This window comes from Motilimonas thetidivivens (genome assembly GCF_046452435.1).
In the GTDB taxonomy this organism is placed as follows: Bacteria; Pseudomonadota; Gammaproteobacteria; order Enterobacterales; family CBDFNC01; genus Motilimonas.
In genome coordinates this window covers 20,806-43,820 of record NZ_JBKFDK010000002.1, presented here as the reverse complement: position 1 = coordinate 43,820, position 23,015 = coordinate 20,806, and the positions used below count along the sequence as shown (strand labels likewise).

Sequence of the window (23,015 nt, the reverse complement as noted above, 5' to 3'; positions counted from 1 at the left end):
GAAGATGCTTGAGCGTGTCTCATTACCCCGCAAATCTGCGGGGTAGGTTATTTTTGGAGCAACATGAAATTATTTGTTATTACCGATATTCACGGCTCTTTATCTTCATTAAACCTTGCCCTGCAAGCATTCCATCAAGAGCAGGCTGACTATATTGTATTACTTGGGGATATTTTAAATCACGGGCCTCGCAACCCGCTTCCAAACGGTTATGAGCCAGCCATGGTGGCGGCGAAACTCAATGAATATGCAAAGAAAATTATTGCGGTTCGCGGTAATTGTGACAGTGAAGTGGATCAAGGCTTATTGCATTTTCCACTTGATGCCAGTTACAACCAGCTTTTAGTAGGCAACAGGCGAGTATTTATCACTCATGGCCACATCTACCACCCACTAAATTTGCCGCCCTTAGAGCGTGGTGACGTATTTTGTTATGGCCACACGCATATTGCCATGGCCGAAAAGCAACACAATCTGGTGATGTTTAACCCCGGTTCAATTACCCTACCAAGAGGTGAAAACAATCCCCCAAGTTATGGTTTGATTGAGCCAGAAGGTGTGTCGGTGAAGCGTCTTAGTGATAGTAAGCTTATCTTGTTTCAAGATTTAGCCTGAACATGAGGTTGTGCTGATTTGATTGAGGCTCAAGAGGCGTGTCGGTGAAGCGTCTTAGTGATAGTAAGCTTATCTTGTTTCAAGATTTAGCCTGAACATGAGGTTGTGCTGATTTGATTGAGGCTCAAGAGGTGTGTCGGTGAAGCGTCTTAGTGATAGTAAGCTTATCTTGTTTCAAGACTTAGCCTGAGCTTAACGCTGGGCGGTGCTGGTTTCCATGATCAGTTGCAGCAAAGAGCCGTCTAGTAGAGCGCGTTTAACTAACGCAAAGCCACCCATGGTAGGCTGTTTTTGAAATTGCGCTGCGATAATCGGCAGGTTGGCATGAAAACTCGGCAGCGATTGATGCTCAACACATTGTTTTATAGCTGGAAGCAAGACTTGCTCGGCGGCCATGATTTCACCGGCAATTAAGATTTTTTCAGGGTTGAACAAGTTGACCATAATGGCAATGGCTTGGCCTAGGTATTTACCGACATTGCTGAGCACAGAGATAGCCAGTGCATCGCCCTTGTTGGCGGCTTGGCAAATACTATTTATGTCTACTTCTTGATCGCTTAAGCAGCTGGCTCTGCCTTCACTTAGGTAGTGTTTCACTTGATCTATGATGGCTTCATTGGAGACAACGGTTTCCAAGCAGCCATAGTTGCCACAATGACAACGTTTACCTAATGGGTTGATTTGTATATGGCCAATTTCGCCAACGTTGCGGTTGCTACCCAGAAATACTTGGCCGCGTGACATAATGCCAGAGCCAGTACCGTGATGTATGCTGATCAAGATTGAATCGGCACAATCACTGGATGCGCCAAAGTAGTGCTCGGCCAGTGCCATAGCGCGGGTATCGTTACCTACGTAAGCGGGCAGGTCAAAGCGTTTGGCAATGATCTCGGCCAAGGGGCAATCTTTCATCTTGTATCTAGGGGTATAAAGCACGACCCCCGTTTGTGGATTAACCAGACCAGATAAAGTGACGGCGATGGCTATGATTTTCTGACTTTTGCTGGTGTACTGCTGTAAAAATTCTTCTAGGGTTTGACAAAGAAATTCAACCAGTTGGTCTTGCTCGGTAACTTGAATCGGCAGTTGTACCCCAGCCAGTTCGTTACCCGATAAATCATACAACGACAGGGTAAGTAGTCGCCGGCCAATTTTGGCGGCGACAAAATGAAATTTGGACTTTTCCGTGGTCAAGGAAATCGCGCGCCGGCCTCCGGTTGAGGCTTGCTGCGCCACTTCTTTGATTAAACCATGGGCGATTAATTGCCGAGTGATTTTGGTCACGCTCGCGGGAGCAAGCTGGCTCACTTCGGCAATTTTGACGCGCGAGATCGGCCCTTGTAAATCGACTAAGCGATAAACAGCGGCGCTGTTTACCTGTTTAATTAAATCTACGTTGGCGATCTGTCCATTTTTCATGATTTATTGCTTCTTATATACACCGTTAACCACAGTGCCAGTTACTTTATAGTCACTGTTAAAGATAGCTAAGTTAGCGATTTTGCCCGCAGCGATGCTGCCTAGCTTGTTATCCGCTGAAATAGCGCGAGCGGGGTATAAGGTTGCCATACGAATCGCTTCATCTAGCTCAATACCCACAAATTTCACTGATTGCTCAATTGACTCAATCATGGTTACCGCGCTACCACCTAAGGTGCCGTCTGCGCCAAAACATTTACCGTCTTTGTAGTAAACCGTGGTGCCGACAAAATCGAATTGGTCAATGTTTGCGCCAGCAGGAGCCGTCGCATCAGACACTAAGATCAGCTTGTCGCCTTTGATCTTTTTCGAAATGCGCACGTTCGGGTAAGCCACGTGGAAACCGTCAACGATAATGCCGGTGTAAACATTCTCACTATCATAGATTGCGCCCAGTACACCTGGCTCACGGCCTGTCATTGGGCTCATGGCATTGAATAGGTGAGTAGCAAAGGTTGCACCGGCATCAATGGCGGCTTTTGCTTGCTCGTAGGTGGCATTGGTGTGACCTAAAGACACCACCACGCCCGCTTGTGCGAGTTGTGTAATGACTTCTAGTGGGGTGTTTTCAGGTGCTAGCGTTACCTTGCTGACCACATCTGCGTTAGCACAGATCAGATCGATCATTTCTTGTGCTGGTTTGCGGATGTATTCAGCGCGGTGAATGCCTTTTTTCTCAAGGCTTAAGTAAGGGCCTTCTAGGTGCAAACCTAACACTTCGTTAGGGGTTGCATCCATGTATTCACGACCGACTTTAAGCGCTGCTTGCATGTCTTCATCAGAAGAAGTGATCAGCGTAGGAAGGTAGCTAGTACAACCTGACTTTAAATTAGCTTGTTGCATGATTTGCAATGTTTTTACCGATACTTCATCGTTAAACATCACACCACCACAGCCATTTAGCTGTAGATCAATGAAACCTGGGGCAAGGTTAGCGCCTGCTAAATCAACTTGCTCGATGTCGGCTGCTAAATCAGCAGCCGCAACGATAGAGTGGATTTGGTCGCCATCAACTAATACCGCATGATCCTTCAGCACAGCATCGGTTGTATAAATAGTACAATTAGTTAAAGCGTACATATCAAACCACTCCTAAGCTTATAAGTGTTTTACGTTTTCAGCTTCAAGCTCTTTGAAGTATTTTAACGTCTTAACTTTTAGTTCCATGGTTGCTGCTTCATCACAAGCAATGATTGATTTTGGATGAAGTTGTAGTGCAGATACTGTCCATAAGTGGTTTACACTGCCTTCAACAGCAGCTTCAAGGGCTTGTGCCTTGTTGTGACCAGTTACTAGGATCAATACTTCTTTTGCATCAAGTAGCGTACCAACACCAATGGTCAGTGCTAGTTTAGGTACTTGGTTGATGTCGTTATCAAAGAAACGAGAGTTAGCAATACGGGTATCAGGCGTCAGTGTTTTGATACGAGTACGAGAAGCAAGAGAAGAAGCTGGCTCGTTAAATGCGATGTGACCGTCATTACCTACGCCGCCCATGAACAAGTGGATTTGACCGTAGCTTTTGATTTTGTCTTCGTAACGTTGACATTCAGCTTCAAGATCTTCGGCATTACCGTCTAATAGGTTAATGTTTTTGTCTTGAATGTTGATGTGGTTGAAGAAGTTGTTGTACATAAAGCTGCGGTAGCTTTCTGGATGATCCGGTGCGATACCTACGTATTCATCCATGTTGAAAGTAACCACGTGTTCAAAGCTCACTTCACCCGCTTTGTTTAGCTCGATTAGGCGTTTGTAAGTATTTAGTGGAGTGCCACCAGTAGGACAACCTAATACGAAAGGACGCTCGGCAGTTGGTGCAAATTTGTTAATACGATCAGCGATGTAGCGTGCAGACCATAGGCCAACGTCTTTTGCATTATCAAGAGGGATCAGTCTCATTGGGATTTTCTCCAAAATTGGGTTAAATAAAATTGAAATTTAATCAACGTGGTGAGCGCGAGTGAGCCATTTGAAATTAAGTTCAAAAAGCGCTTGGCCACAGCCACAAAAATAAACTTATTAAACTGCTTACATTGTGGCGAGTGAGGCTCAGATTTGCAATAGTTAATTCGCGGCGAGAAGAAACTTTTTTATACCCTTACTTGTTACAAATCAATTTTTCAGTGCTTGGTTTAATTGAAAGCTAAATCTTGGCTTCACGATCGCACAATGAACAGAAAACATCACTATTTAACCGATAAATAGATAACTTAGTCCGTCATTATTGGGTTCATCGTTCCACTGGGTTTTACTTCAAGGTGAGTCGCCCCCATCGTGATGCAAAAGCGGGCTAACTATGCCCTGAATATGTGGCATTAAGCACAGTTATGAGACTAAAGGCTTAGTGCAATTGACACCGATCACAAAAGTTTTGATTATTAATTTGCGCAGCGAAATAAAACCCTTAGACTGCCCGACATGCTTACTTTAGGTAGATAAAAGTAGGCTTAAAAATAACAAATCTACGATAAATACACATACACATAATGACCTATTGGAAAGGAGAGGTAATTGTGAATATTCTTGGTTATGCACAAAAAATCGGCCGCGCGCTGATGGTCCCTGTGGCCGTCTTGCCAGCAGCAGCTGTACTCATGGGTATCGGTTACTGGATCGACCCAACCGGTTGGGGTGGTAACTCAGCTCTAGCGGCGTTCTTGATTAAATCAGGCGCGGCAATCATCGATAACATGTCTGTACTGTTTGCAATTGGTGTTGCTTACGGTATGTCGAAAGACAAAGACGGCGCAGCAGCACTAGCAGGTTTTGTTACCTTTATGGTAATCACTACGCTGTTAAGCCCTGGTGCGGTTGAGGCTATTGGTCTAGTGGCGGTTGCGGATGAAGGCACTAAGCTGGCCTTTGCTAAAATCAACAACCAATTTGTTGGTATTCTATCGGGTATTATCGCGGCTGAAATTTACAACCGTTTCTACCAAGTAGAACTACACAAAGCGCTATCATTCTTCAGTGGTAAACGCCTAGTTCCTATCCTATGTTCTTGGGCTGCTATCGTGATGTCTTTTGTACTTATGTACACTTGGCCAATCATTTTCGGTGCCCTAATCAGCTTCGGTGAGTTCATCACAGGTCTTGGTAATGTAGGTGCGGGTCTTTACGGTTTCTTTAACCGTCTATTAATCCCAGTTGGTCTACACCATGCACTAAACACAGTATTCTGGTTTGACTTTGCAGGCATCAACGACCTAGGTCGCTTCTGGATGGCTCAACAAGGTCTAGATTCTGGTGAAGCCGTTAAAGGTGTAACTGGTATGTACATGGCTGGTTTCTTCCCTGTTATGATGTTCGGTCTACCAGGTGCTGCACTAGCTATTTACCAAACAGCTAAGCCAGAGAACAAAGAGCGCGTTGCTTCTATCATGTTAGCGGCTGGTTTCGCATCTTTCTTCACAGGTGTTACAGAGCCTCTAGAATTCTCATTCATGTTTGTTGCGCCAGTACTATACCTACTACACGCAGTACTAACGGGTATTTCTCTGTTCATCGCTGCATCTATGCAATGGACAGCGGGCTTTGGTTTCTCAGCGGGTCTTGTGGATATGATCCTATCTGCGAAAAACCCAGTAGCTAACCAATGGTACATGCTAATTGCACAAGGCCTAGTGTTCTTCGCTATCTACTACACAGTATTCCGCGTGGTTATCACTAAGTTCAACCTAGCGACTCCTGGTCGTGAAGCGGCTGAAGCAAACGCAGGTGCATCTTCTGCATCAGGTAACGAAAACAAGCGTGAACTAGCACAAAAATACCTAGCTGCGCTAGGCGGTGCTGACAACCTAACGGTAATTGATGCTTGTATTACTCGTCTACGTCTAACTCTTAAAGATCGCAGCGTTATCGACGAAGCGACCCTAAAAGGTTTAGGTGCGATGGGTGTGGTTAAACTAGGTGATAACAACCTACAAGTTATCCTTGGCCCACAAGCTGAAATCGTTGCAGGTGAAATGAAAGCCATCGCTGGTAAGTAATTCATCAGCTGCAAACTGATTTGATAAGGAGAGCTTCGGCTCTCCTTTTTTTTGCCTTAAAATTCTGTGATACGCCAGAAATCGAGGTTTGAGAGCCTATTGGTTGTTCTATTTTGGTTTGACTAGATTTTGCTTGCTAATTTTTACGCTAGGAGCATGATCAGCTATTGTGCTCAGGCCACTAATGGGTGATCATTAGCGGCTATTTGTTGAAATATATTAATTACTCGAGGTATGCAATGAGTCAGGCGGACACTCGTCCTAGCAACTTCATTCGTCAAATCATTGATGAAGACATTAAAAACGGTAAGCACGGTGGGCGCGTTCATACCCGTTTTCCACCTGAGCCTAACGGTTACTTACATATAGGCCATGCTAAGTCTATTTGTTTGAACTTTGGTATTGCCCGCGATTATGACAATGCCCTTTGTAATCTTCGTTTTGATGACACTAACCCAGAAAAAGAAGACATAGATTACGTTGAAGCGATTAAGCGTGACGTGCAATGGTTGGGTTTTAAGTGGCATGGTGATATTCATTATGCGTCCGATTACTTCGAGCAGTTATATCAGTTTGCTATTGAATTAATTGAAAATGGCAAAGCTTATGTTTGTCAGCTAAATGCAGAGCAAACCCGTGAATACCGTGGCACCTTAGTGCAGCCTGGTAAGAACAGCCCTTATCGTGATCGCCCAGTAGCAGAGAGCTTAGATTTGTTTAAGCGTATGCGCGCAGGTGAGTTCAAAGAAGGCGAGATGATGCTGCGTGCTAAGATTGACATGGCATCACCTAACATGAAGATGCGCGATCCGGTAATTTACCGCATCCGTTATGCCCATCACCACCAAACCGGTGATAAGTGGTGCATCTACCCTATGTATGACTTTACGCACTGTATTTCGGATGCGCTCGAAGGCATTACACACAGTCTTTGTACGTTAGAGTTTGAAGACCATCGTCCGCTGTATGATTGGGTGCTTGATAACATCACCATTCCTTGTCATCCACAGCAGATTGAATTTTCACGATTAAACCTTGAAAGCACATTAACTTCTAAACGTAAGTTAAACATGCTAGTAACGGAAAACATCGTCAGTGGTTGGAACGATCCTCGGATGCCAACCATCGCCGGTATTCGCCGTCGTGGTTATACGCCAGAATCCATTGTTGATTTCTGTCAGCGTATTGGCGTCACTAAGCAAGAAAATACCGTTGAAGTGGCGATGCTAGAAGCTTGTATTCGTGAAGATCTTGAAGTGCGTGCGCCGCGCGCAATGGCTGTCATCAATCCCCTTAAAATCGTGATTGAGAACTACCCAGAAGATCAGATTGAAATGCTTAATGCTGCGAATCACCCGAAAGATGAATCTATGGGTTCGCGTGAGCTGCCATTTAGCCGTGAAATTTACATCGATCGCGATGATTTTCGTGAAGAAGCCAATAAGAAATACAAGCGTTTAGTATTAGGCAAAGAAGTTCGTCTGCGCAACGCTTATGTGATTAAAGCCGAGCAGGTGATTAAAGATGAGCAAGGCGAAATTGTCGAGCTGCGTTGTAGCTACGACAATGAAACCTTAGGTAAAAACCCAGCCGATGGCCGCAAGGTTAAGGGTGTTATTCATTGGGTAAGTGCTGCGCAAAATCTGCCTGTTGAAATCCGCTTATACGATCGCTTATTTACCGTGGCAAACCCAGGTGCAGCCGAAGATATTCATCAAGTGCTTAATCCAGAGTCATTAGTCGTGAAGCAAGGTTTTGCCGAAGTTTCACTGGCTAATGCTGCGCCTTTGGTGGCTTATCAGTTTGAGCGTGAAGGTTATTTCTGTTTGGACGATGTTGATTCAACAACCGATAAACCTGTATTTAACCGCACGGTTACCTTGAGAGACACTTGGGGCAAAATAGAAGACTAATTAGTCTAAGTTAGACTCCTCTAGGTTAACCCTAAATCATGCCGTTCACTTAAAGTGAGCGGCATTTTTTTTGGCGTTATTATGACGAGCAACTGTAGTGAGAGATGCCACCGGCATTGAAGAATACGGCTGGTTTTAGGCGATAGTATTTGTCCTCCACCGCTTTTGTTTGCTCGCCATAAGGATCGCTAAACACCTGTTTTAGCTCTTCAATTAATGAATAATCTCCTTGCATCGCTTGGTCATAGGCTGGGACGATCAACCATTCACGCCAGGTGTATTTAGGGTTGGTTTGTTGCATATTTGCTTTAATAGTCGCTAAGTCTTTCGGCTCAGCATCCAGCTGAGTATGCCATTGTGCTAACCAAGCTTGCCATTGCTGCTCTAGCTCACTACTGGCTTGTTGATAGAAGCTTTTCTTCAACGGGTTAATATCTTGCGGGATATGAGAAAGCTCACGAAACAAGATGGTGTAGTCAACTTGGGTCTGCATCATTAAGCGAATTAGCTGACCAAAAAGCGCGGGATGAAATTCAGTGAGTCCTAATTTGGCTGCCCACATGGCTTGGTATTGCTGTTGTATTTCGTCTCTAAAGCCTTGGCGTAGGCTATCCAGTTGGGCTAAGGCTGGCTCATCTTGGGCGAGCAGTAGCCTTAGTGCACTATAAAACATATGGAAGTTGGCTTCGGCCGCAGCGGGTTGATTAAAAAATGAAAAGTGTTGGCCGCCACCGGTCCATGGCTGAAATTCAGGTGAGAACAACTCACAAAATCCAAATGGGCCGTAATCTAAGGTAAAGCCACCAGCCGCGCAGTTATCGCTGTTAAAGTTGCCTTGGCAGTAGCCTACGCGCAGCCAATGGGTGACCAGGGCACATAAACGTTGGCGAAAAACGGCGGCTAAGGTAACCAATTGCTGATTAAAGCTCAGGCTTGGGTCTATTTCACGGCGATACTCACGCTCAATCAAGTGCGCTACTATGTCTTTGAGTTCGGTTAAATCGTTATCGTGCTTGCGCTCTCTGGCTCGGCGAGCAAATAGTTCGATTTGTCCGACCCGTAAAAACGAGGGGGCAACACGTGTAGAGATGGCAACTGGGTTATCGACCATGATATCGGGATCGGTTGCATCTGATTCTGCTGAATACCAAGGTCGTGCCACTGTCTCAGCTTTAGATACATATAATGTCAATGAGCGTGAGCTAGGTATGCCTAATGCGTGCATATACTCTTGGGCTAAAAATTCGCGTACGCTGGAGCGCAGCACGGCGCGGCCATCGGCGCCGCGACAATATGGCGTAGGGCCTGCCCCTTTTAGCTGCATTTCAACACGTTGGCCATTGAGTAGCCCCTCAAAAATCGAGATAGCACGACCATCGCCATAGCCGTTGCCGGTGCGAAATGGACATTGATGAGTGTATTCGGTGCCATAAATCGACAAGGCATAGCCGGTCGCCCAGCCATAACGGTGCATGGGGGCAGGGGCGTGGCTTAAATCCCCCGAGAAAAGTTGACGAAAACCGCTATCATGGGCCAGCGAATCGGCTAAACCAAGTTGGGTAAACAAAGCTTGGCTGTGGCTAACATATTCGGGCTCTGGCAATGGGGTTGGGGTTACGTGGACATAATGGCCACAGAACACTTGCCGCGCATAGTGATCATTGCCGTCATTGGTTGCTTGTGGATCGGGTGTTAAGGCTTTAAGTAACGAAAAATCAGCGGCCTTGCTGAACGTGGTTAAATCTGAAATCAACGCCGATGAGGCGGTTGTTGAAGGCGCTGTCATCGCGGCCATCCTTTTTTGTCTACATTTGGCGATAATAATGCAGGTAATACGTGGGATTGTGAATAAGAGTTTAATTCAGCCCTGGCACTTAACTGGGCTATTGATGGCGGGTGTCATATTTTAAATGCTAATAAACAAAGAGTTGAGGAAAAAACCAGTGTGGTTACAAAAAGAGATTGAATTATTACCGAAACGACGCGGATTTCATTTAGTCACCACGGAAATAGTGGAGCAACTTCCTGAATTAAAGAAATTTTCAATGGGCCTTGCTCACATATTTATTCAGCACACATCGGCGTCACTGACCATAAATGAAAATGCTGACGCCACGGTACGCCAGGATTTTGAAAGTTACTTTAATCGCAGCGTGCCAGAAAACGAGCCTTATTATCGTCATACCTATGAAGGCAGTGACGATTTACCTGCTCATTTAAAATCCAGCTTGTTAGGCAATAGCTTAACCATTCCTATTAGCCATGGTCAGTTGAATTTAGGCATGTGGCAAGGCATCTATTTGGGAGAGCATCGTAATGATGGGGGTAGTCGGAGGCTTGTGATCACCATCCAAGGAGAGTTGAGCTAAGGTAAAAAGCCAAGATAGTATGTACCCTGTCAGGCCGGCTAATGATAAACTTGCGGCCATTCAATTTAGTCAATATCAATGAGCCGTAACTTAGGCTACGAGGTGATCATGAACCCAATTATTGCCCTGTTAAAAGAACACAATGTTAGTGAAGATAAGATCCATTCATTGTTTCAAGAGCTAACGCAAAACCCATTAATGGCGATGGCAACATTAGGCCAACTAGGCTTGCCGCAAGATAAATTGCAAGCCTTGATGGCGCAAGTGATGCAAAATCCACAGCTGCTCAAGGACGCTGTTGATGAGCTTGGACTAGATTTTGCCAAGGTGGAAGAGGCAAAAGCTAAATTGCAGCAGTAATGGTGTTAGCCCTTTCTTGTTTATGCTGTGGCGAGTTTTTCGCCACACGCTTTAAGGATGGGCTCGCATTAAGCATCCGCACAATAAGCTGAGCCCACTGCTAATAAACAATCCTATCGCCAATTCAGTTAAGGTAAATCCAAACAACACCACATTGGCACCAAGCCAACAGGCTACACCAAGGTAGTTAAAATCTATTCTCAGTTGTTGAAAAATATTAGTTCGAGTATGCCGTTTTATTGCTTGCATCTTGGCCTCCTTTGGTCGTCAAACCCATGACGACCACATAGGATTAGGCAAAAAGCGATCCAAGATAGAGCATCAATGGACTTTATACAGGAAAAACTTTAGCCCGATGGGGCGGTATCAAAACGGTTTAGGTCTCATCTTGCTACTACACTGAATTGTTTTGGTGGTTTCGGTGGTAGGGTAAAGCCATTGATGTCGGTTTCGGCAAAGTCAGGTAAGCCATCATAGATACGCAGATTATCAATGGCATACCATTCTTCACGCATGGATTCTTTGGGCCAGCTATGGAAAAAATCATTGCCACCAATGGCCACTATATTCCATTTAACATAGCCGTCTGGCGTTATCACATCTTCGCCATCATTGCGCTCACTACGCAAGTAGGGGACGTCGGTGATGGTCAGTAAGCGACGGCCGTTCATCCATTGAATTAACACCCCATCGCGTACGTCCATGGCCGAGTTCATCTTGACGTAGAAGGCCATTTTAACCCAGTCGTGTTCGCTGCCATGAATTTGCGTATGATGTACTGGAGCTTGTTCGATAATACCGCCATCACGAAGGTTTAATGGTCGCTCTGTTGTGCCGTTTGGGCCCATGCCTTCAATCATCTCAACATAGTTCATTGAGCCTTGCGGTATGGTTATCTCGCCATTTTTAAATGTGTAACTGTGCCCGTGTGGGCCGCCACGTACGGTGATCACATTGCGCACACCATAGTAATCTGTCATCCAATTCCAGATAACTATCGGGCCTTTATCGCCGCCGGGAAAGCCTTGATATTCGCTGCCTCGTTCGTCAAAGCTCGATACTCGGGCAATTTTACTCATATCGGCGCGACGGCCAATATCTTGCCACGGTGGATAGACAGTGGTGTTGTCGCTAAAGGTGATCCAAAATTCAAAATAAACCTCATCTAACCCTTGATGTGAATTGCGATCAAAGACTGGCTCTCCTGCTACTAGATCGGGCAAATAGACACTTAAAATGCCATCCGTCATCCACTCATGGCTGTTGTCTTGGGTTGGCTCGCGCCAAAAAACGGCGGACTTCCCTTGTTTGCCTAGCGCTTTATCGCTGTTTGCGGCAAGGATTTCGATGATCTCATGGTGATTGTCATAGCCGTTACGTGGACTGTAATGCTGACCTTGTTGGCGCGCTGAAAAGAATTTCCCTGGCAATACATGGCCTAAAGTACGACGCTGGGCAAAGTCGGCTTTTTTATCATCGCCAAAGGTGCGGCCGTCGTGAATACCATACAAGTTAAGGCCATTTTCGGGTAAGCCCGAATGCCAATCAGGTAGACTGTCAAAGCTTTCGTCAAGTAATAAATTGGCGCTGTGCGCCGACATAATGCCTAAGGTGAGCGCACTGGCAACGCATAGTTTTGTTAACAAATGTTTGTTCATAACCTGCCTCTAAGGGGGAGGGAGGAATTGGCTCAAGCGGCCAACCCTTATATCAAATGATGAAGCCAAACTTTATATGCAACCTGTTTTATATAAAAGCTTGGCTGTGCGACATCATGAAGCAGATCGAATTATTTGGCTAAAAGCAGCCATTGCCCTCTTCACAAGGGCAAAGAAATTAAAAAATTTCGGGCACAATACGCAATGGATGATCATTATCGATTAAGGGTTGCTTAATTTTACGTTTAGGCAATTTAACTTTTTCGAGTGGCAGATCCTCATAAGGTACATGAGCTAGGATGTGTTTGATTATATTCAAGCGAACTCGCTTTTTGTCTTCCGAATGCGCAACGAACCAAGGTGCCCATTCGGTGTCTGTGTATTTAAACATGTCATCTCTGGCTTGGGTATAGTCGTCCCATTTATTATATGAAGCTACGTCCATCGGCGAGAGTTTCCATGTTTTGCGACCATCATTAATTCGATCGCGCAGACGTCGCTCTTGCTCTTCTGGTGTGACTTCTAGCCAGTATTTAAGCAAGATAATGCCTGAATCGATCATGGCTTTTTCAAAAATGGGCGCCCCCTTTAAAAAATCTTGCGCTTCTTCCTCAGAACAAAATCCCATTACTCGCTCAACACCTGCGCGGTTATACCAACTGCGGTCAAAGATGGCGACTTCACCTGCGGCAGGCAAATGCGGTACATAACGCTGCCAATACATTTGTGTTTTCTCGCGATCACTTGGCGCAGGCAGTGCATTAATGCGAAATACACGTGGACTAACTCGTTCCGTAAGGGCTTTAATGGTGCCGCCTTTGCCTGCACCATCACGTCCCTCAAATACGATACACACTTTTAGGCCCTTGTGTTGGATCCAGCGCTGCATTTTAACCAACTCAACATGCAGGGCTCGTAGCTCTTTCATGTAGGGTTTGTTTTTCATTTTTTCCAACCCATTATCAGGGCTTGCAGCATTGCTTGTTTTGGCTGAATCGGTATCACCCTTATCATGTTTTTTCTTTGACATATTGAGATCCTTGCATCGGTTTGTTTTTATGTATTAGTGTAATGGATTAAATTTCTTTGCCTAATTAGCGTTTTATAATCTTACTTCAGGGTTTGGCAAACACTATACGCACTTGATTTTATTGGCTGTGAGAGCATTGTTTCTGTTTGAGTCGCGCCCCATATAGCGATGGCTAGCACCATCACAGGGGCAAGTATCAGCAGCCATCCCATTAATTTAGCCTTTATTCCGTATGTTATGACGGTCGGACGTAGTACCTTTTTACCTTTGGCTGGATATTGACCATCACGTAAAATCCTTAAGCCACTTGGCCAACCGAAACCTGCAAAAATAATAAAGATCAGCAAGGGCACACCGACAAACACCCCATACATCAACCAAGCGATGCCATTGATACCGAGGTAATCGTAACAATGTGCTGTGTCTGAGAATTGACTTAAATTCGGGCTGATCCAGTAGTGATTAAGTGCCCAGCCAAGCAATGTTAAAACAAGGTATCCGGCAATTAATCGGATGCGCTCTTGTTTGCTGTATAAAGGGGCTTGCTGTTTTGAACTCGGGTTCGGGTGACTCATGGTTCAATATAAGTGTTCATAAAATAAAAAAAATAATATCACTAAATCAACTTGAATGGCTGTTGGTGTGGCTCATAACAGACAAAAGTCTTGTCAAGCTAGGCTGAAATCGACCTTAGTATGACTTCTAAGTAGATGATTGAGTAACAAAAACGTTTAATCAAAACCTTTTTATTTACAATATTTTAACAAATCACTGATTAATCTGAGAGCGACCTCTAAAAAATCATTTTTGCTGATCAAAAATCTGCTTTTGTTCCTTCCTTGATTAATTTTAAAACTACTATTAATAAAACTGTCATTCAGTTGATCTATTTTTGATTCGCTTACCAAATGGAATGGCATGGTTAATAAAGTTGACTGTATTTCTGGTTTGAGCAGTTCCAGATGCGGCTTCAGACATCTTTACATTTTGTACGTTGTTTACTTGGAGTCTTAATCTTAATGAAGAAGCTAGCTTTGATCACGGGTTCAAAAGGCGGTATTGGTTCCGCAATTACATGTAAATTGGTTGCTCAGGGATATCGTGTTATCGCCACGTATTACACGGGTAACTTAGAGTGCGCCAAAAAATGGTTTGAAGAGCAAAGCTTCACTGATGAGCAGGTGCGACTTTTAGAGTTAGATGTGTCTGACTCGGCCCAATGTGCAGAACGACTGAGTGCCATTTTGCAAGAAGAAGGCACTATCGATGTACTGGTTAATAATGCGGGTGTGACGCGTGATGGCGTGTTTAAAAAAATGACCGCTGAGCAGTGGCACGATGTGATTAATACCAACCTTAATAGCTTATTTAACGTTACCCACCCATTGTTTGCGGCTATGTGCGAAAAAGGCAATTGTCGCGTTATCAACATTTCTTCGGTCAATGGTATTCGTGGTCAATTTGGCCAAACCAACTATTCGGCAGCTAAGGCTGGCATGATAGGTTTTTCTAAAGCCCTTGCCGCTGAAGGTGCGCGCAGTGGCGTAACTGTGAATGTCATTGCACCTGGTTACACAGCGACACCTATGGTGACGGCGATGCGCCCAGACGTGCTTGAGAGCATTACTGGTGAAATTCCAATGAAACGCCTTGCTAAGCCAGAAGAAATTGCGGCGGCGGTGAGCTATTTAGTCAGTGATGACGCGGCTTATATTACGGGTGAAACCTTGTCCATTAACGGCGGTTTACACATGCACTAAGCACAGTTTGTGCAATTGGTGTTAATGAACTTGAAGAAGGATGAGGTAGAGATGGAAAAAGTTTACATTGTTGCGGCTAAACGTACTGCATTAGGCGCATTCTTAGGTAGTTTAAAAGATTTCTCAGCTGGCAAATTGGCAGCTTGCAGTATTAAAGGGGCATTGGATTCGATTTCACTGCCTACCACTGAAATCGATGAAGTTATCGTGGGTAATGTTATCGGTGCCGCTCAAGGCATGAACGTGGGGCGTCAAGCATCTATCTATGCTGACATCCCCGCATCAGTACCTGCATACAGCGTTAATATGGTTTGTGGTAGTGGCATGAAAGTGGTGATGGACGGTGTGGCACATATTCGCGCTGGCGATGCGCAAGTTGTTGTGGCGGCAGGTGTTGAAGTGATGTCGCAAATTCCATTTGCGGCACCGGCTGCGATGCGTCAAGGCCAAAAAATGGGCAATCTGGCATTAACGGATTTGCTCATTAACGATGGTCTAACCGACGTTTTTAATCAATATCATATGGGCGTGACAGCAGAAAATGTGGCTAAGCAAGTTGGTATTACGCGTCAAGAGCAAGACGAGTTTGCCCTTGCCAGCCAGCAAAAAGCGGTCGCAGCCATTGAAGCGGGTCGCTTTGTCGATGAAATCGTGCCTGTTGATGTGGTGTCACGTCGTGAGACTACCCAGTTTGCTGTTGATGAATATCCAAAAGCCAATGCAACTTTTGATGGCTTGAGTGGGTTACGTCCAGCATTTGACCGAGAGGGCAGTGTGACGGCGGGTAACGCATCTGGCATTAATGACGGTGCAAGTAGCGTTATTTTGGCATCTGAAAGCGCGGTTAAGCGCCTTGGCCTAACGCCTTTAGTTGAAATCGTAAGCTATGCGCAAGTGGGGTTAGATCCAAGTGTAATGGGTCTTGGCCCGGTAGGCGCAGTCACGGCGGCATTAGCTAAGTCTGAATTAGCAATCCAAGATATTGATGTTTTTGAATTAAATGAGGCCTTTGCGGCGCAAGCATTAGGCGTTGCTAAAGAGCTAGCTAAAGAGCATGGCGTGCCAGTGCAAGCTATTTTAGACAAAGCGAATGTTAATGGCGGTGCTATCGCATTAGGCCATCCATTGGGCGCGTCAGGTAATCGAATTTTAGTATCGCTAGTTCATGAGCTAGCTCGCCAGCAAGGAAACTACGGGGTGGCTTCTTTATGTGTGGGCGGTGGTATGGGCACGGCGGTCATAGTGAAACGCTGTTCGTAGTTGGCAATAAGGAAACTTGCTTCATCTTAGTTAATTTAAGTTAGTTAATTAATTAAAGGGGTGAGGCATGTGGTTTTAATAGCAAGTTGGAAACGGCGCTTAATGTTAAGCGCCAAATTAAAATTTAGGAGATAAACCATGTATACCGATATGTTTAAGATGTTTAATGAGCAATCAGAAAAAGCCCTACAGCCATACATTAAGTTCAATAAACTGATGGCTAAAAATGCTGAAGTATTGACTGAGTTGCAATTAAACGCAGTGCGTACTTACAGTGAGATTGGCTTATCGCAAATGAAAGCTGCCACCGAAGTGAAAGATGTGTCTTCACTAGCGGTATTTAACAGCAACCAAATGGCTGTGCTAACGCGTCTGTCACAACAAATGATGGAAGACAGCAACAAGTTACAAAACATCGCCAAAGAATTTAAACAAGATGTTGAAGAGCTAACTAACGAGAATATCAAAGCGGCTACACCCGCTTAATAATCGACAAGTCAGCCACCCTTTCTGGGTGGCTTTTTCCGTTCAAGAGGGTCAACTTATGTTTCAAAACTTCTTCTCGGACTATCTTGTCAAATTGCAAGAAAGCAACCAGCAATGGTGGCAGGACTTTGAGCAAGGCAAGGGAGCCGTCAATTCACCACTGAATCAAGCCATGAACGAAGTCAACTGTGAAGACTTTAAGCAATTATTGCAAGGTGCAGTCAATCAGCCTGCGGCAATGTTAGAGCTGCAAATGCAGTGGTGGCAAAAGCAGATGGAAATTTGGCAAAATGTTATCCTGCAAGAAACGGATAAGCCTTCAGTGATTGAGGCTGAGCGCGGTGATAAACGCTTTGCTGATCAAGCTTGGCAAGATCAAGCCATTTATAATTTCATTAAACAGTCCTATTTATTGTTTAGTAAAACTTACCTAGATACGATTAATGCGGTTGAAGGTGTCGATGAAAAAGCCAAAGAGCGCTTGAGCTTCTTTTCTCGTCAGATGATCAATGCGATGTCGCCAAGTAACTTTATTGCGACCAATCCTGAGCTACTCAAGTTAACCATGGAAAAAAATGGTGAGAACTTAATAGCGGGCTTATCGGTGCTTCAGCAAGACATGGCAAACAGTGCGGATGTGTTGAAAATTCGCATGACCAATAGCGATTCGTTCAAGTTAGGTGAAAACGTTGCCAATACCCCAGGTGATGTGGTCTATAGAAACCAATTATTTGAATTAATTCAATACCGTCCCACCACCGAAAAAGTCAATGCTACACCGCTGCTAATAGTGCCGCCATTTATTAATAAATACTACATCCTAGATTTACGTGAAAAGAATTCCATGGTGCGCTGGCTGGTGGATCAAGGCCATACGGTATTTATGATGTCTTGGTGCAATCCAAGTGCCGCCCACGCCGATGTGGAATTTGGCGACTATGTGACCGAAGGTGTGGTTAAGGCCGTTTCAGCCATCGAAGATATTACCGGCCAAGAGCAAATTAATGCCGCAGGCTATTGCATTGGTGGTACTGTGCTGGCTTCAACGGTCGCTTATTATGCTGCTAAGCGGATGAAAAAACGCATCAAATCGATGTCGCTATTCACTACATTATTAGACTTTACCCAACCGGGTGAAGTGGGCGCGTTTATCAACGAGCCTGTGGTTCGTGCGATTGAATTACAAAATAACACCTTAGGTTATATGGATGGTCGCTCATTAAGCGTGACCTTTAGCTTATTGCGTGAAAATAGCTTGTACTGGAATTACTATGTGGATAATTACCTTAAAGGTAATAGTCCAGTCGATTTTGATTTGTTGTATTGGAACAGTGACAGTACCAATGTGGCAGCGAAGACGCACAACTTTATGCTGCGAGAGCTTTACTTGCAAAACAAACTGGTTCAAGACAAAGGCGTAAAAGTGGGTGGTGTTTGGATCGATCTGGCTAAAATTCGGGTCCCAAGTTACTTCATTTCGACGAAAGAAGATCATATTGCCTTGTGGCAAGGAACTTATCGCGGTGCGTTGCAAATCGGCGGCGATAAAACGTTTGTTTTAGGTGAGTCTGGCCATATTGCGGGCGTAGTTAATCATCCTGACAAAAACAAGTACGGATTTTGGACTAACCAAAACTTAGTGGAAGACGCTCAGCAGTGGTTTGATAATGCCGACCATACCGAAGGCTCTTGGTGGTTACATTGGCATCAATGGCTACTTGGCTTTAATCCAGATGAGCAGGTAGAGCCTTATCATATTGGCGCGGCAAATTATCCTGTGTTAGCGGCAGCTCCGGGTGAATACGTTAAGCAAACCTTGCCGATACAAACAGCTGCAAAGGTCGTTGAGACAGAAGAGTTTGTTGCCATGGTTTGATTGATTGAATGATTAACTCCAAAAAGCGTGGCATAGTGCCACGCTTTTTTTATCTAATCAGATACGATTATTTACGGGACAGCTCGCTAAAAAATCAATCATTTCATCATAAAAATGCTGTTGATTCTCTTCTTTATGAAAACCATGTCCTTCATCTTGTTTCAGCATGTATTTTACTTCTACTCCACGCTTACGCAGTGCATTGACTATTTGATCTGACTCCTGCTGTTTAACGCGAGGATCTTGTGCGCCTTGCGCCACAAACAAGGGGGCTTTGATCTTATCAACATGGTAATACGGGGATATTTCTCTCAATTTCTTAATATCGGTATAAGGATTACCGACATTCTCAAGCCAGAATTCGCGGCCCATACCCCAAGATTCATCCATATTCATTAAGAATGTATGCAGGTTAGATATGCCAACATAATTTACTCCGCAGGCATATAAATCAGGGGTAAAAGCTAAGCCTGCTAAGGTGGCATAGCCGCCATAGGACGCACCGTAGATCATTACTCTTTTAGGATCGGCAATGCCCTGTTCGATAAGCCACTCTACCCCGTCGGTAATATCATGCTGCATACTTCCAGTACCAAACTGGTGAAAACCGGCAGCAACAAAGAGCGACCATAGCCACCTGAGCCGCGATAATTGATTTGTAAAACGCCGTACCCTTGGCTTGCTAGTAGCTGCGTCTCTGGATTATATTCCCATTTGTCGAGCACACCAAAAGGTCCGCCGTGAGGATGAATTACGACGGGTATAGATTTTTTAGCGTTATTTGGCATTGTTAACAAGCCATTCAATCTTCGACCATCACGCGTCATAAATTGTACAGTTTTCACTTCAGCTAACGGGATATCGTTAAGCCAAGGATAGGCATTAGGCAAGGTCGTGATTGATAAAGTGCTAGTATCTAATTTTGCGTAGCGACCTGGCCTTTGCGGCGATTTGTCATTTAATAATAGGATTTTTCCATCATCAGACAAAGAGATTACTCGGTAGTGTTTTGAGAATTTTTCAGTTATTACTTGATCAAGTTCCTTAGCCTGTTGAGACAGAGGGAGTAATACGCCTTTGTCTCTCTGGTAGTAGACCCAAGATAGTTGTGTATCATTGGGTAATACACCAGCCGATAAAATATCGTATCCTGCCCTTGAAATAATAGGCGTCATCGCGAAAGTATCAGTATTGAATTTGACAACTCTAATCGTGTTGGAGCGATGGTTAGTTCGGACAATCATTTCGTTTTTATCATCATTGAATTTAATAACAGAAAAAACGGTACCATTATTTAAAGTAACAAAAGGGCGAAACGTTAAATCATTCGGACCTCGGTAATGATATTCGAGCTTTTCAAATTTATTGTCATCATTTGGATGCCAGCGTACTTTGATTCGAGCGTTGCCATTATCATCGTATATGGGAGCCCACAAGGTGTCGCTGAGTGAATATTCCGAGGTTAATTTTTTTGTTTTAATGTTGATTGAATACTGTAAAAAGTGGCTTTTATTTTGTTTATTCAATAATAAGTGAATCTGACCTGGTTGGTTTTTGACCCGTTGAATATTGGCGGCACGGGTATTCTCATAGGGCGTTAGGTTAGTTGTTAACCCGCTGCTAATATCTACGGCATATAAGTGAAAATTTTCATCACCATTTTTATCTTGTAAGTAACCAATGTGGTGGTTATCTAACCATAAGTAATAATCTAAGTCTTGATCTACAAAGCGCGTTAACTGTTTATCGGTGCTAGGGTTGGGAATATTATCATGAGAAACAAATACCTGCATTCTGCCTTGCTGGTCTCGAGCTAAATAACCTAACTTCTCTCCATCAGGAGACAATACATAATGCCCAACTTGAGCTTTTTTAAAGAATAGCTCAACAGCTTTATGTTTAACTTGATATTGTCCTGACAACTCGGGCAGTGAATGGGCTTGTTGAGTATCTAAAGAAGTTTCAGGTTGAGTATCGGTTGTATTAGCACAACCACTTAATAATCCCACTAATATAAGGCTGGCTAGTCGTATCATTTTTTACATCCCTCAAAAAAATTGAGGGGAAGGTTACATCTACCATAATTTGATGTAAAGGCATAATATGTCGTATTACATTATTTGTTAAAAACCGCCAGCTATAGAGAAGGCGGTTTTTTATGTCCGTAAATTAGATACGATTATTAGCAGGGCAGCTCGCTAAAAAATCAATCATTTCATCATAAAAATGCTGTTGATTCTCCTCTTTATGAAAACCATGTCCTTCATCTTGTTTCAGCATGTATTTTACTTCTACTCCACGCTTACGCAGTGCATTGACTATTTGATCTGACTCCTGCTGTTTAACGCGAGGATCTTGAGCGCCTTGCGCCACAAATAAGGGGGCTTTGATCTTATCAACATGGTAATACGGGGATATTTCTCTCAATTTCTTAATATCGGTATAAGGATTACCGACATTCTCAAGCCAGAATTCGCGGCCCATACCCCAAGATTCATCCATATTCATTAAGAATGTATGCAGGTTAGATATGCCAACATAATTTACTCCGCAGGCATATAAATCAGGGGTAAAAGCTAAGCCTGCTAAGGTGGCATAGCCACCATAGGACGCACCGTAGATCATTACTCTTTTAGGATCGGCAATGCCTTGCTTTATAAGCCATTTCACTCCATCGGTAATATCATGTTGCATACTACCAGTCCCAAACTGGTTGAAACCCGCGGTAAGGAATTTTTTACCATAGCCACCTGAGCCGCGGTAATTGATTTGTAAAACGCCGTAACCTTGATGCGCTAGCATTTGCACTTCAGGGTTATATCCCCAAGTGTTGAGTATCCCAAATGGGCCACCATGGGGTAAGATGATAATAGGAAGGTTCTTTTTCTCCTTTTTATGCGGCAGAGTTAATAGGCCATGAATAGTTAAATTATCCCGCGATTGGAACTTCACTGGGTGCATCTCACTTAAGTGCTCGGGTTTTAACCAAGGGGTGGCCTGGCCAAGGGCTGTAAAGTTGTGTGTTTCACTATCAAATAACATGTACTCTACGGGAATGTCGGCATCGGTATTGGCTAGTATCGCTTTCTTGCCGTCTTGAGTTATCGAATTGACCGTGAAGTGAGTTGAGAATTTCGATTCGATAACTTGATACAACTTTTTTGTTGTAGGCGATAGAGGCTTTAATTTACCTTTGCCTTCGGCAAAGTAGACCCATGAAAGTTCATTGTCTTGCGGGAGAAAGCCTGCTCCCAATACATCATAATCATCATGTTCAAACACGGTCGCCATTTGGTGCGTATCCATATCGAATTTAACGACCCTTACTTTGTCGGAGTTATGGTTAGTTAATGCAAAAATTTCGTTAGTCGCATCATTGAAGTGGATGATTGAGAAGTCGTCGCCTTTGTTTATTGTGATCAGCTTACTAAAGGTCATGTCGCCTGGATTACGATAATGGTATTCCATTTTTTCATATTTATCATCGTTAGGTGCCCAGCGCGACTTAACTCTGGCGAAACCATCTTGGTCGTATATCGGGCCCCATAGACTATCAGAACGTACAAACTCGGGAGTTATTCGTTTCGTGTTAATGTCTAGGGAATAGGGATAAAAGTAGCGTTTATCCTCTTTGTTCATATAGAAAGTAATTTTGCCGGGTTTATTTTTGATTCTCCTTACATTAGCAACCCGCGTAGATGGGAAAGGGGTAAGGTTAGTTATTTCTCCTGTGTCTACATTAACCATGTTGAGTTGATAGTTTTCATCTCCATCATTGTCTTGGAAATAGCCCAAATGAGCGTCATCTAACCATAAATAACCGTCTAGGTTTTGACTGGTCACTTGTGTTAATTGCTTGTCTTGTTGCCCATCCATTTTCAAGAATAATTGTAGCCTTCCTTGTTTGTTCCTAGCTAAGTAACTGATGTGCTTGCCATTAGGTGATAATTGGAAGTTACTAATAGCCGGTTTTTTAAAGAAAAGTTCAACGGCTTGATGTTTAACTTGATAAGGTCCTACCAGTGCAAGCATTGAATCAGCTTGTTGGATATCAGAAGTAGCGCTAGGTGTGCTTGTTGTATCGTTTGTTGTATTGGCGCACGCGCTTAATAGTCCAGCCAATAATAAACAAGGTAGCAGTTTGGTTTCCATGAAATATCCTTAAATAGGTAGATTAAGAATATTGTATTTTTATTTTTTATTGATGTAAAGACATAATA

Annotated in this window: 20 protein-coding genes; 9 read left to right on the top strand and 11 right to left on the bottom strand. The window is 43.9% G+C overall.

Annotated elements, in window-relative coordinates:
• The first annotated feature begins 63 nt into the window (after positions 1-63).
• Positions 64-615 carry a phosphodiesterase gene (gene yfcE / locus ACK8OT_RS02375; protein ID WP_410194902.1) on the top strand — a complete coding sequence of 184 codons (552 nt, stop codon included), beginning with the start codon at positions 64-66 and terminating at the stop codon, positions 613-615.
• 192 nt (positions 616-807) lie between these two features.
• Here the strand turns inward: yfcE and ACK8OT_RS02370 are convergent, their stop codons facing one another.
• The 3 genes from ACK8OT_RS02370 to nagB are packed head-to-tail and all read right to left on the bottom strand — an operon-like array spanning position 808 to position 3,993.
• Positions 808-2,034 (bottom strand): ROK family protein, encoded by a 1,227-nt coding sequence (locus tag ACK8OT_RS02370; RefSeq protein WP_410194901.1) that lies wholly within the window; start codon positions 2,032-2,034, stop codon positions 808-810.
• A gap of 3 nt (positions 2,035-2,037) precedes the next feature.
• Positions 2,038-3,174 (bottom strand): N-acetylglucosamine-6-phosphate deacetylase, encoded by a 1,137-nt coding sequence (gene nagA / locus ACK8OT_RS02365; RefSeq protein ID WP_410194900.1) that lies wholly within the window; start codon positions 3,172-3,174, stop codon positions 2,038-2,040.
• Positions 3,175-3,192: 18 nt separating this feature from the next.
• A complete protein-coding gene (nagB, locus tag ACK8OT_RS02360; protein WP_410194899.1) occupies positions 3,193-3,993 on the bottom strand; it encodes a glucosamine-6-phosphate deaminase in 801 nt (266 codons plus the stop codon).
• Positions 3,994-4,580: 587 nt separating this feature from the next.
• On the opposite strand from nagB, the gene nagE reads away from it, so the two are divergent.
• Entirely contained in the window at positions 4,581-6,083 is a 1,503-nt protein-coding gene (gene nagE / locus ACK8OT_RS02355; RefSeq protein ID WP_410194898.1) for an N-acetylglucosamine-specific PTS transporter subunit IIBC, read from the top strand.
• Positions 6,084-6,322: 239 nt separating this feature from the next.
• Positions 6,323-7,996 (top strand): glutamine--tRNA ligase, encoded by a 1,674-nt coding sequence (glnS, locus tag ACK8OT_RS02350; protein WP_410194897.1) that lies wholly within the window; start codon positions 6,323-6,325, stop codon positions 7,994-7,996.
• 79 nt (positions 7,997-8,075) lie between these two features.
• Here glnS and ACK8OT_RS02345 read toward each other — a convergent pair whose 3' ends face one another.
• On the bottom strand, positions 8,076-9,782 hold the full coding sequence (locus ACK8OT_RS02345) for a protein adenylyltransferase SelO (RefSeq protein WP_410194896.1): 1,707 nt from the start codon (positions 9,780-9,782) through the stop codon (positions 8,076-8,078).
• Between the two features lie 157 nt (positions 9,783-9,939).
• Between ACK8OT_RS02345 and ACK8OT_RS02340 the strand changes: the two genes are divergently transcribed.
• Positions 9,940-10,365: a secondary thiamine-phosphate synthase enzyme YjbQ gene (locus tag ACK8OT_RS02340; RefSeq protein WP_410194895.1), complete on the top strand. Its 426-nt coding sequence runs from the start codon at positions 9,940-9,942 to the stop codon at positions 10,363-10,365.
• Positions 10,366-10,473: 108 nt separating this feature from the next.
• Positions 10,474-10,725, top strand: coding sequence for a DUF2999 family protein (locus ACK8OT_RS02335; RefSeq protein ID WP_410194894.1), 252 nt, complete (start codon positions 10,474-10,476; stop codon positions 10,723-10,725).
• 51 nt (positions 10,726-10,776) lie between these two features.
• On the opposite strand, the gene ACK8OT_RS02330 is transcribed toward ACK8OT_RS02335, so the two are convergent.
• From ACK8OT_RS02330 to ACK8OT_RS02315, 4 genes are all read right to left on the bottom strand, one after another.
• Complete coding sequence (locus tag ACK8OT_RS02330; RefSeq protein ID WP_410194893.1) at positions 10,777-10,974, bottom strand: hypothetical protein; 198 nt, start codon at positions 10,972-10,974, stop codon at positions 10,777-10,779.
• 134 nt (positions 10,975-11,108) lie between these two features.
• Entirely contained in the window at positions 11,109-12,383 is a 1,275-nt protein-coding gene (locus tag ACK8OT_RS02325; RefSeq protein ID WP_410194892.1) for a hypothetical protein, read from the bottom strand.
• A gap of 178 nt (positions 12,384-12,561) precedes the next feature.
• Positions 12,562-13,413: a polyphosphate kinase 2 gene (gene ppk2 / locus ACK8OT_RS02320; RefSeq protein ID WP_410194891.1), complete on the bottom strand. Its 852-nt coding sequence runs from the start codon at positions 13,411-13,413 to the stop codon at positions 12,562-12,564.
• Positions 13,414-13,493: 80 nt separating this feature from the next.
• Positions 13,494-13,988 carry a hypothetical protein gene (locus ACK8OT_RS02315; RefSeq protein ID WP_410194890.1) on the bottom strand — a complete coding sequence of 165 codons (495 nt, stop codon included), beginning with the start codon at positions 13,986-13,988 and terminating at the stop codon, positions 13,494-13,496.
• A 444-nt stretch (positions 13,989-14,432) separates the two neighbouring features.
• Between ACK8OT_RS02315 and ACK8OT_RS02310 the strand changes: the two genes are divergently transcribed.
• The 4 genes from ACK8OT_RS02310 (at position 14,433) to ACK8OT_RS02295 (ending at position 18,795) form a co-directional block, all read left to right on the top strand.
• The gene (locus tag ACK8OT_RS02310) at positions 14,433-15,173 is read left to right on the top strand and encodes an SDR family oxidoreductase (protein WP_410194889.1); all 741 of its coding nucleotides are present in this window, start codon (positions 14,433-14,435) and stop codon (positions 15,171-15,173) included.
• Positions 15,174-15,197: 24 nt separating this feature from the next.
• Positions 15,198-16,433 (top strand): acetyl-CoA C-acetyltransferase, encoded by a 1,236-nt coding sequence (locus ACK8OT_RS02305; protein WP_486348272.1) that lies wholly within the window; start codon positions 15,198-15,200, stop codon positions 16,431-16,433.
• A gap of 138 nt (positions 16,434-16,571) precedes the next feature.
• Positions 16,572-16,919 (top strand): phasin family protein, encoded by a 348-nt coding sequence (locus ACK8OT_RS02300; protein ID WP_410194888.1) that lies wholly within the window; start codon positions 16,572-16,574, stop codon positions 16,917-16,919.
• A gap of 58 nt (positions 16,920-16,977) precedes the next feature.
• Positions 16,978-18,795, top strand: a complete 1,818-nt coding sequence (locus ACK8OT_RS02295) for a class I poly(R)-hydroxyalkanoic acid synthase (protein ID WP_410194887.1) — start codon at positions 16,978-16,980, stop codon at positions 18,793-18,795.
• A gap of 57 nt (positions 18,796-18,852) precedes the next feature.
• Here the strand turns inward: ACK8OT_RS02295 and ACK8OT_RS02290 are convergent, their stop codons facing one another.
• The 3 genes from ACK8OT_RS02290 to ACK8OT_RS02280 all read right to left on the bottom strand — a co-directional run bounded on the left by ACK8OT_RS02290 (position 18,853) and on the right by ACK8OT_RS02280 (position 22,947).
• The gene (locus ACK8OT_RS02290) at positions 18,853-19,377 is read right to left on the bottom strand and encodes an alpha/beta hydrolase family protein (RefSeq protein WP_410194886.1); all 525 of its coding nucleotides are present in this window, start codon (positions 19,375-19,377) and stop codon (positions 18,853-18,855) included.
• A complete protein-coding gene (locus tag ACK8OT_RS02285) occupies positions 19,350-20,831 on the bottom strand; it encodes a S9 family peptidase (protein WP_410194885.1) in 1,482 nt (493 codons plus the stop codon). The genes ACK8OT_RS02290 and ACK8OT_RS02285 overlap by 28 nt, the downstream gene beginning before the upstream one ends.
• 133 nt (positions 20,832-20,964) lie before the next feature.
• Positions 20,965-22,947: a S9 family peptidase gene (locus tag ACK8OT_RS02280; RefSeq protein WP_410194884.1), complete on the bottom strand. Its 1,983-nt coding sequence runs from the start codon at positions 22,945-22,947 to the stop codon at positions 20,965-20,967.
• Positions 22,948-23,015 lie beyond the last annotated feature (68 nt).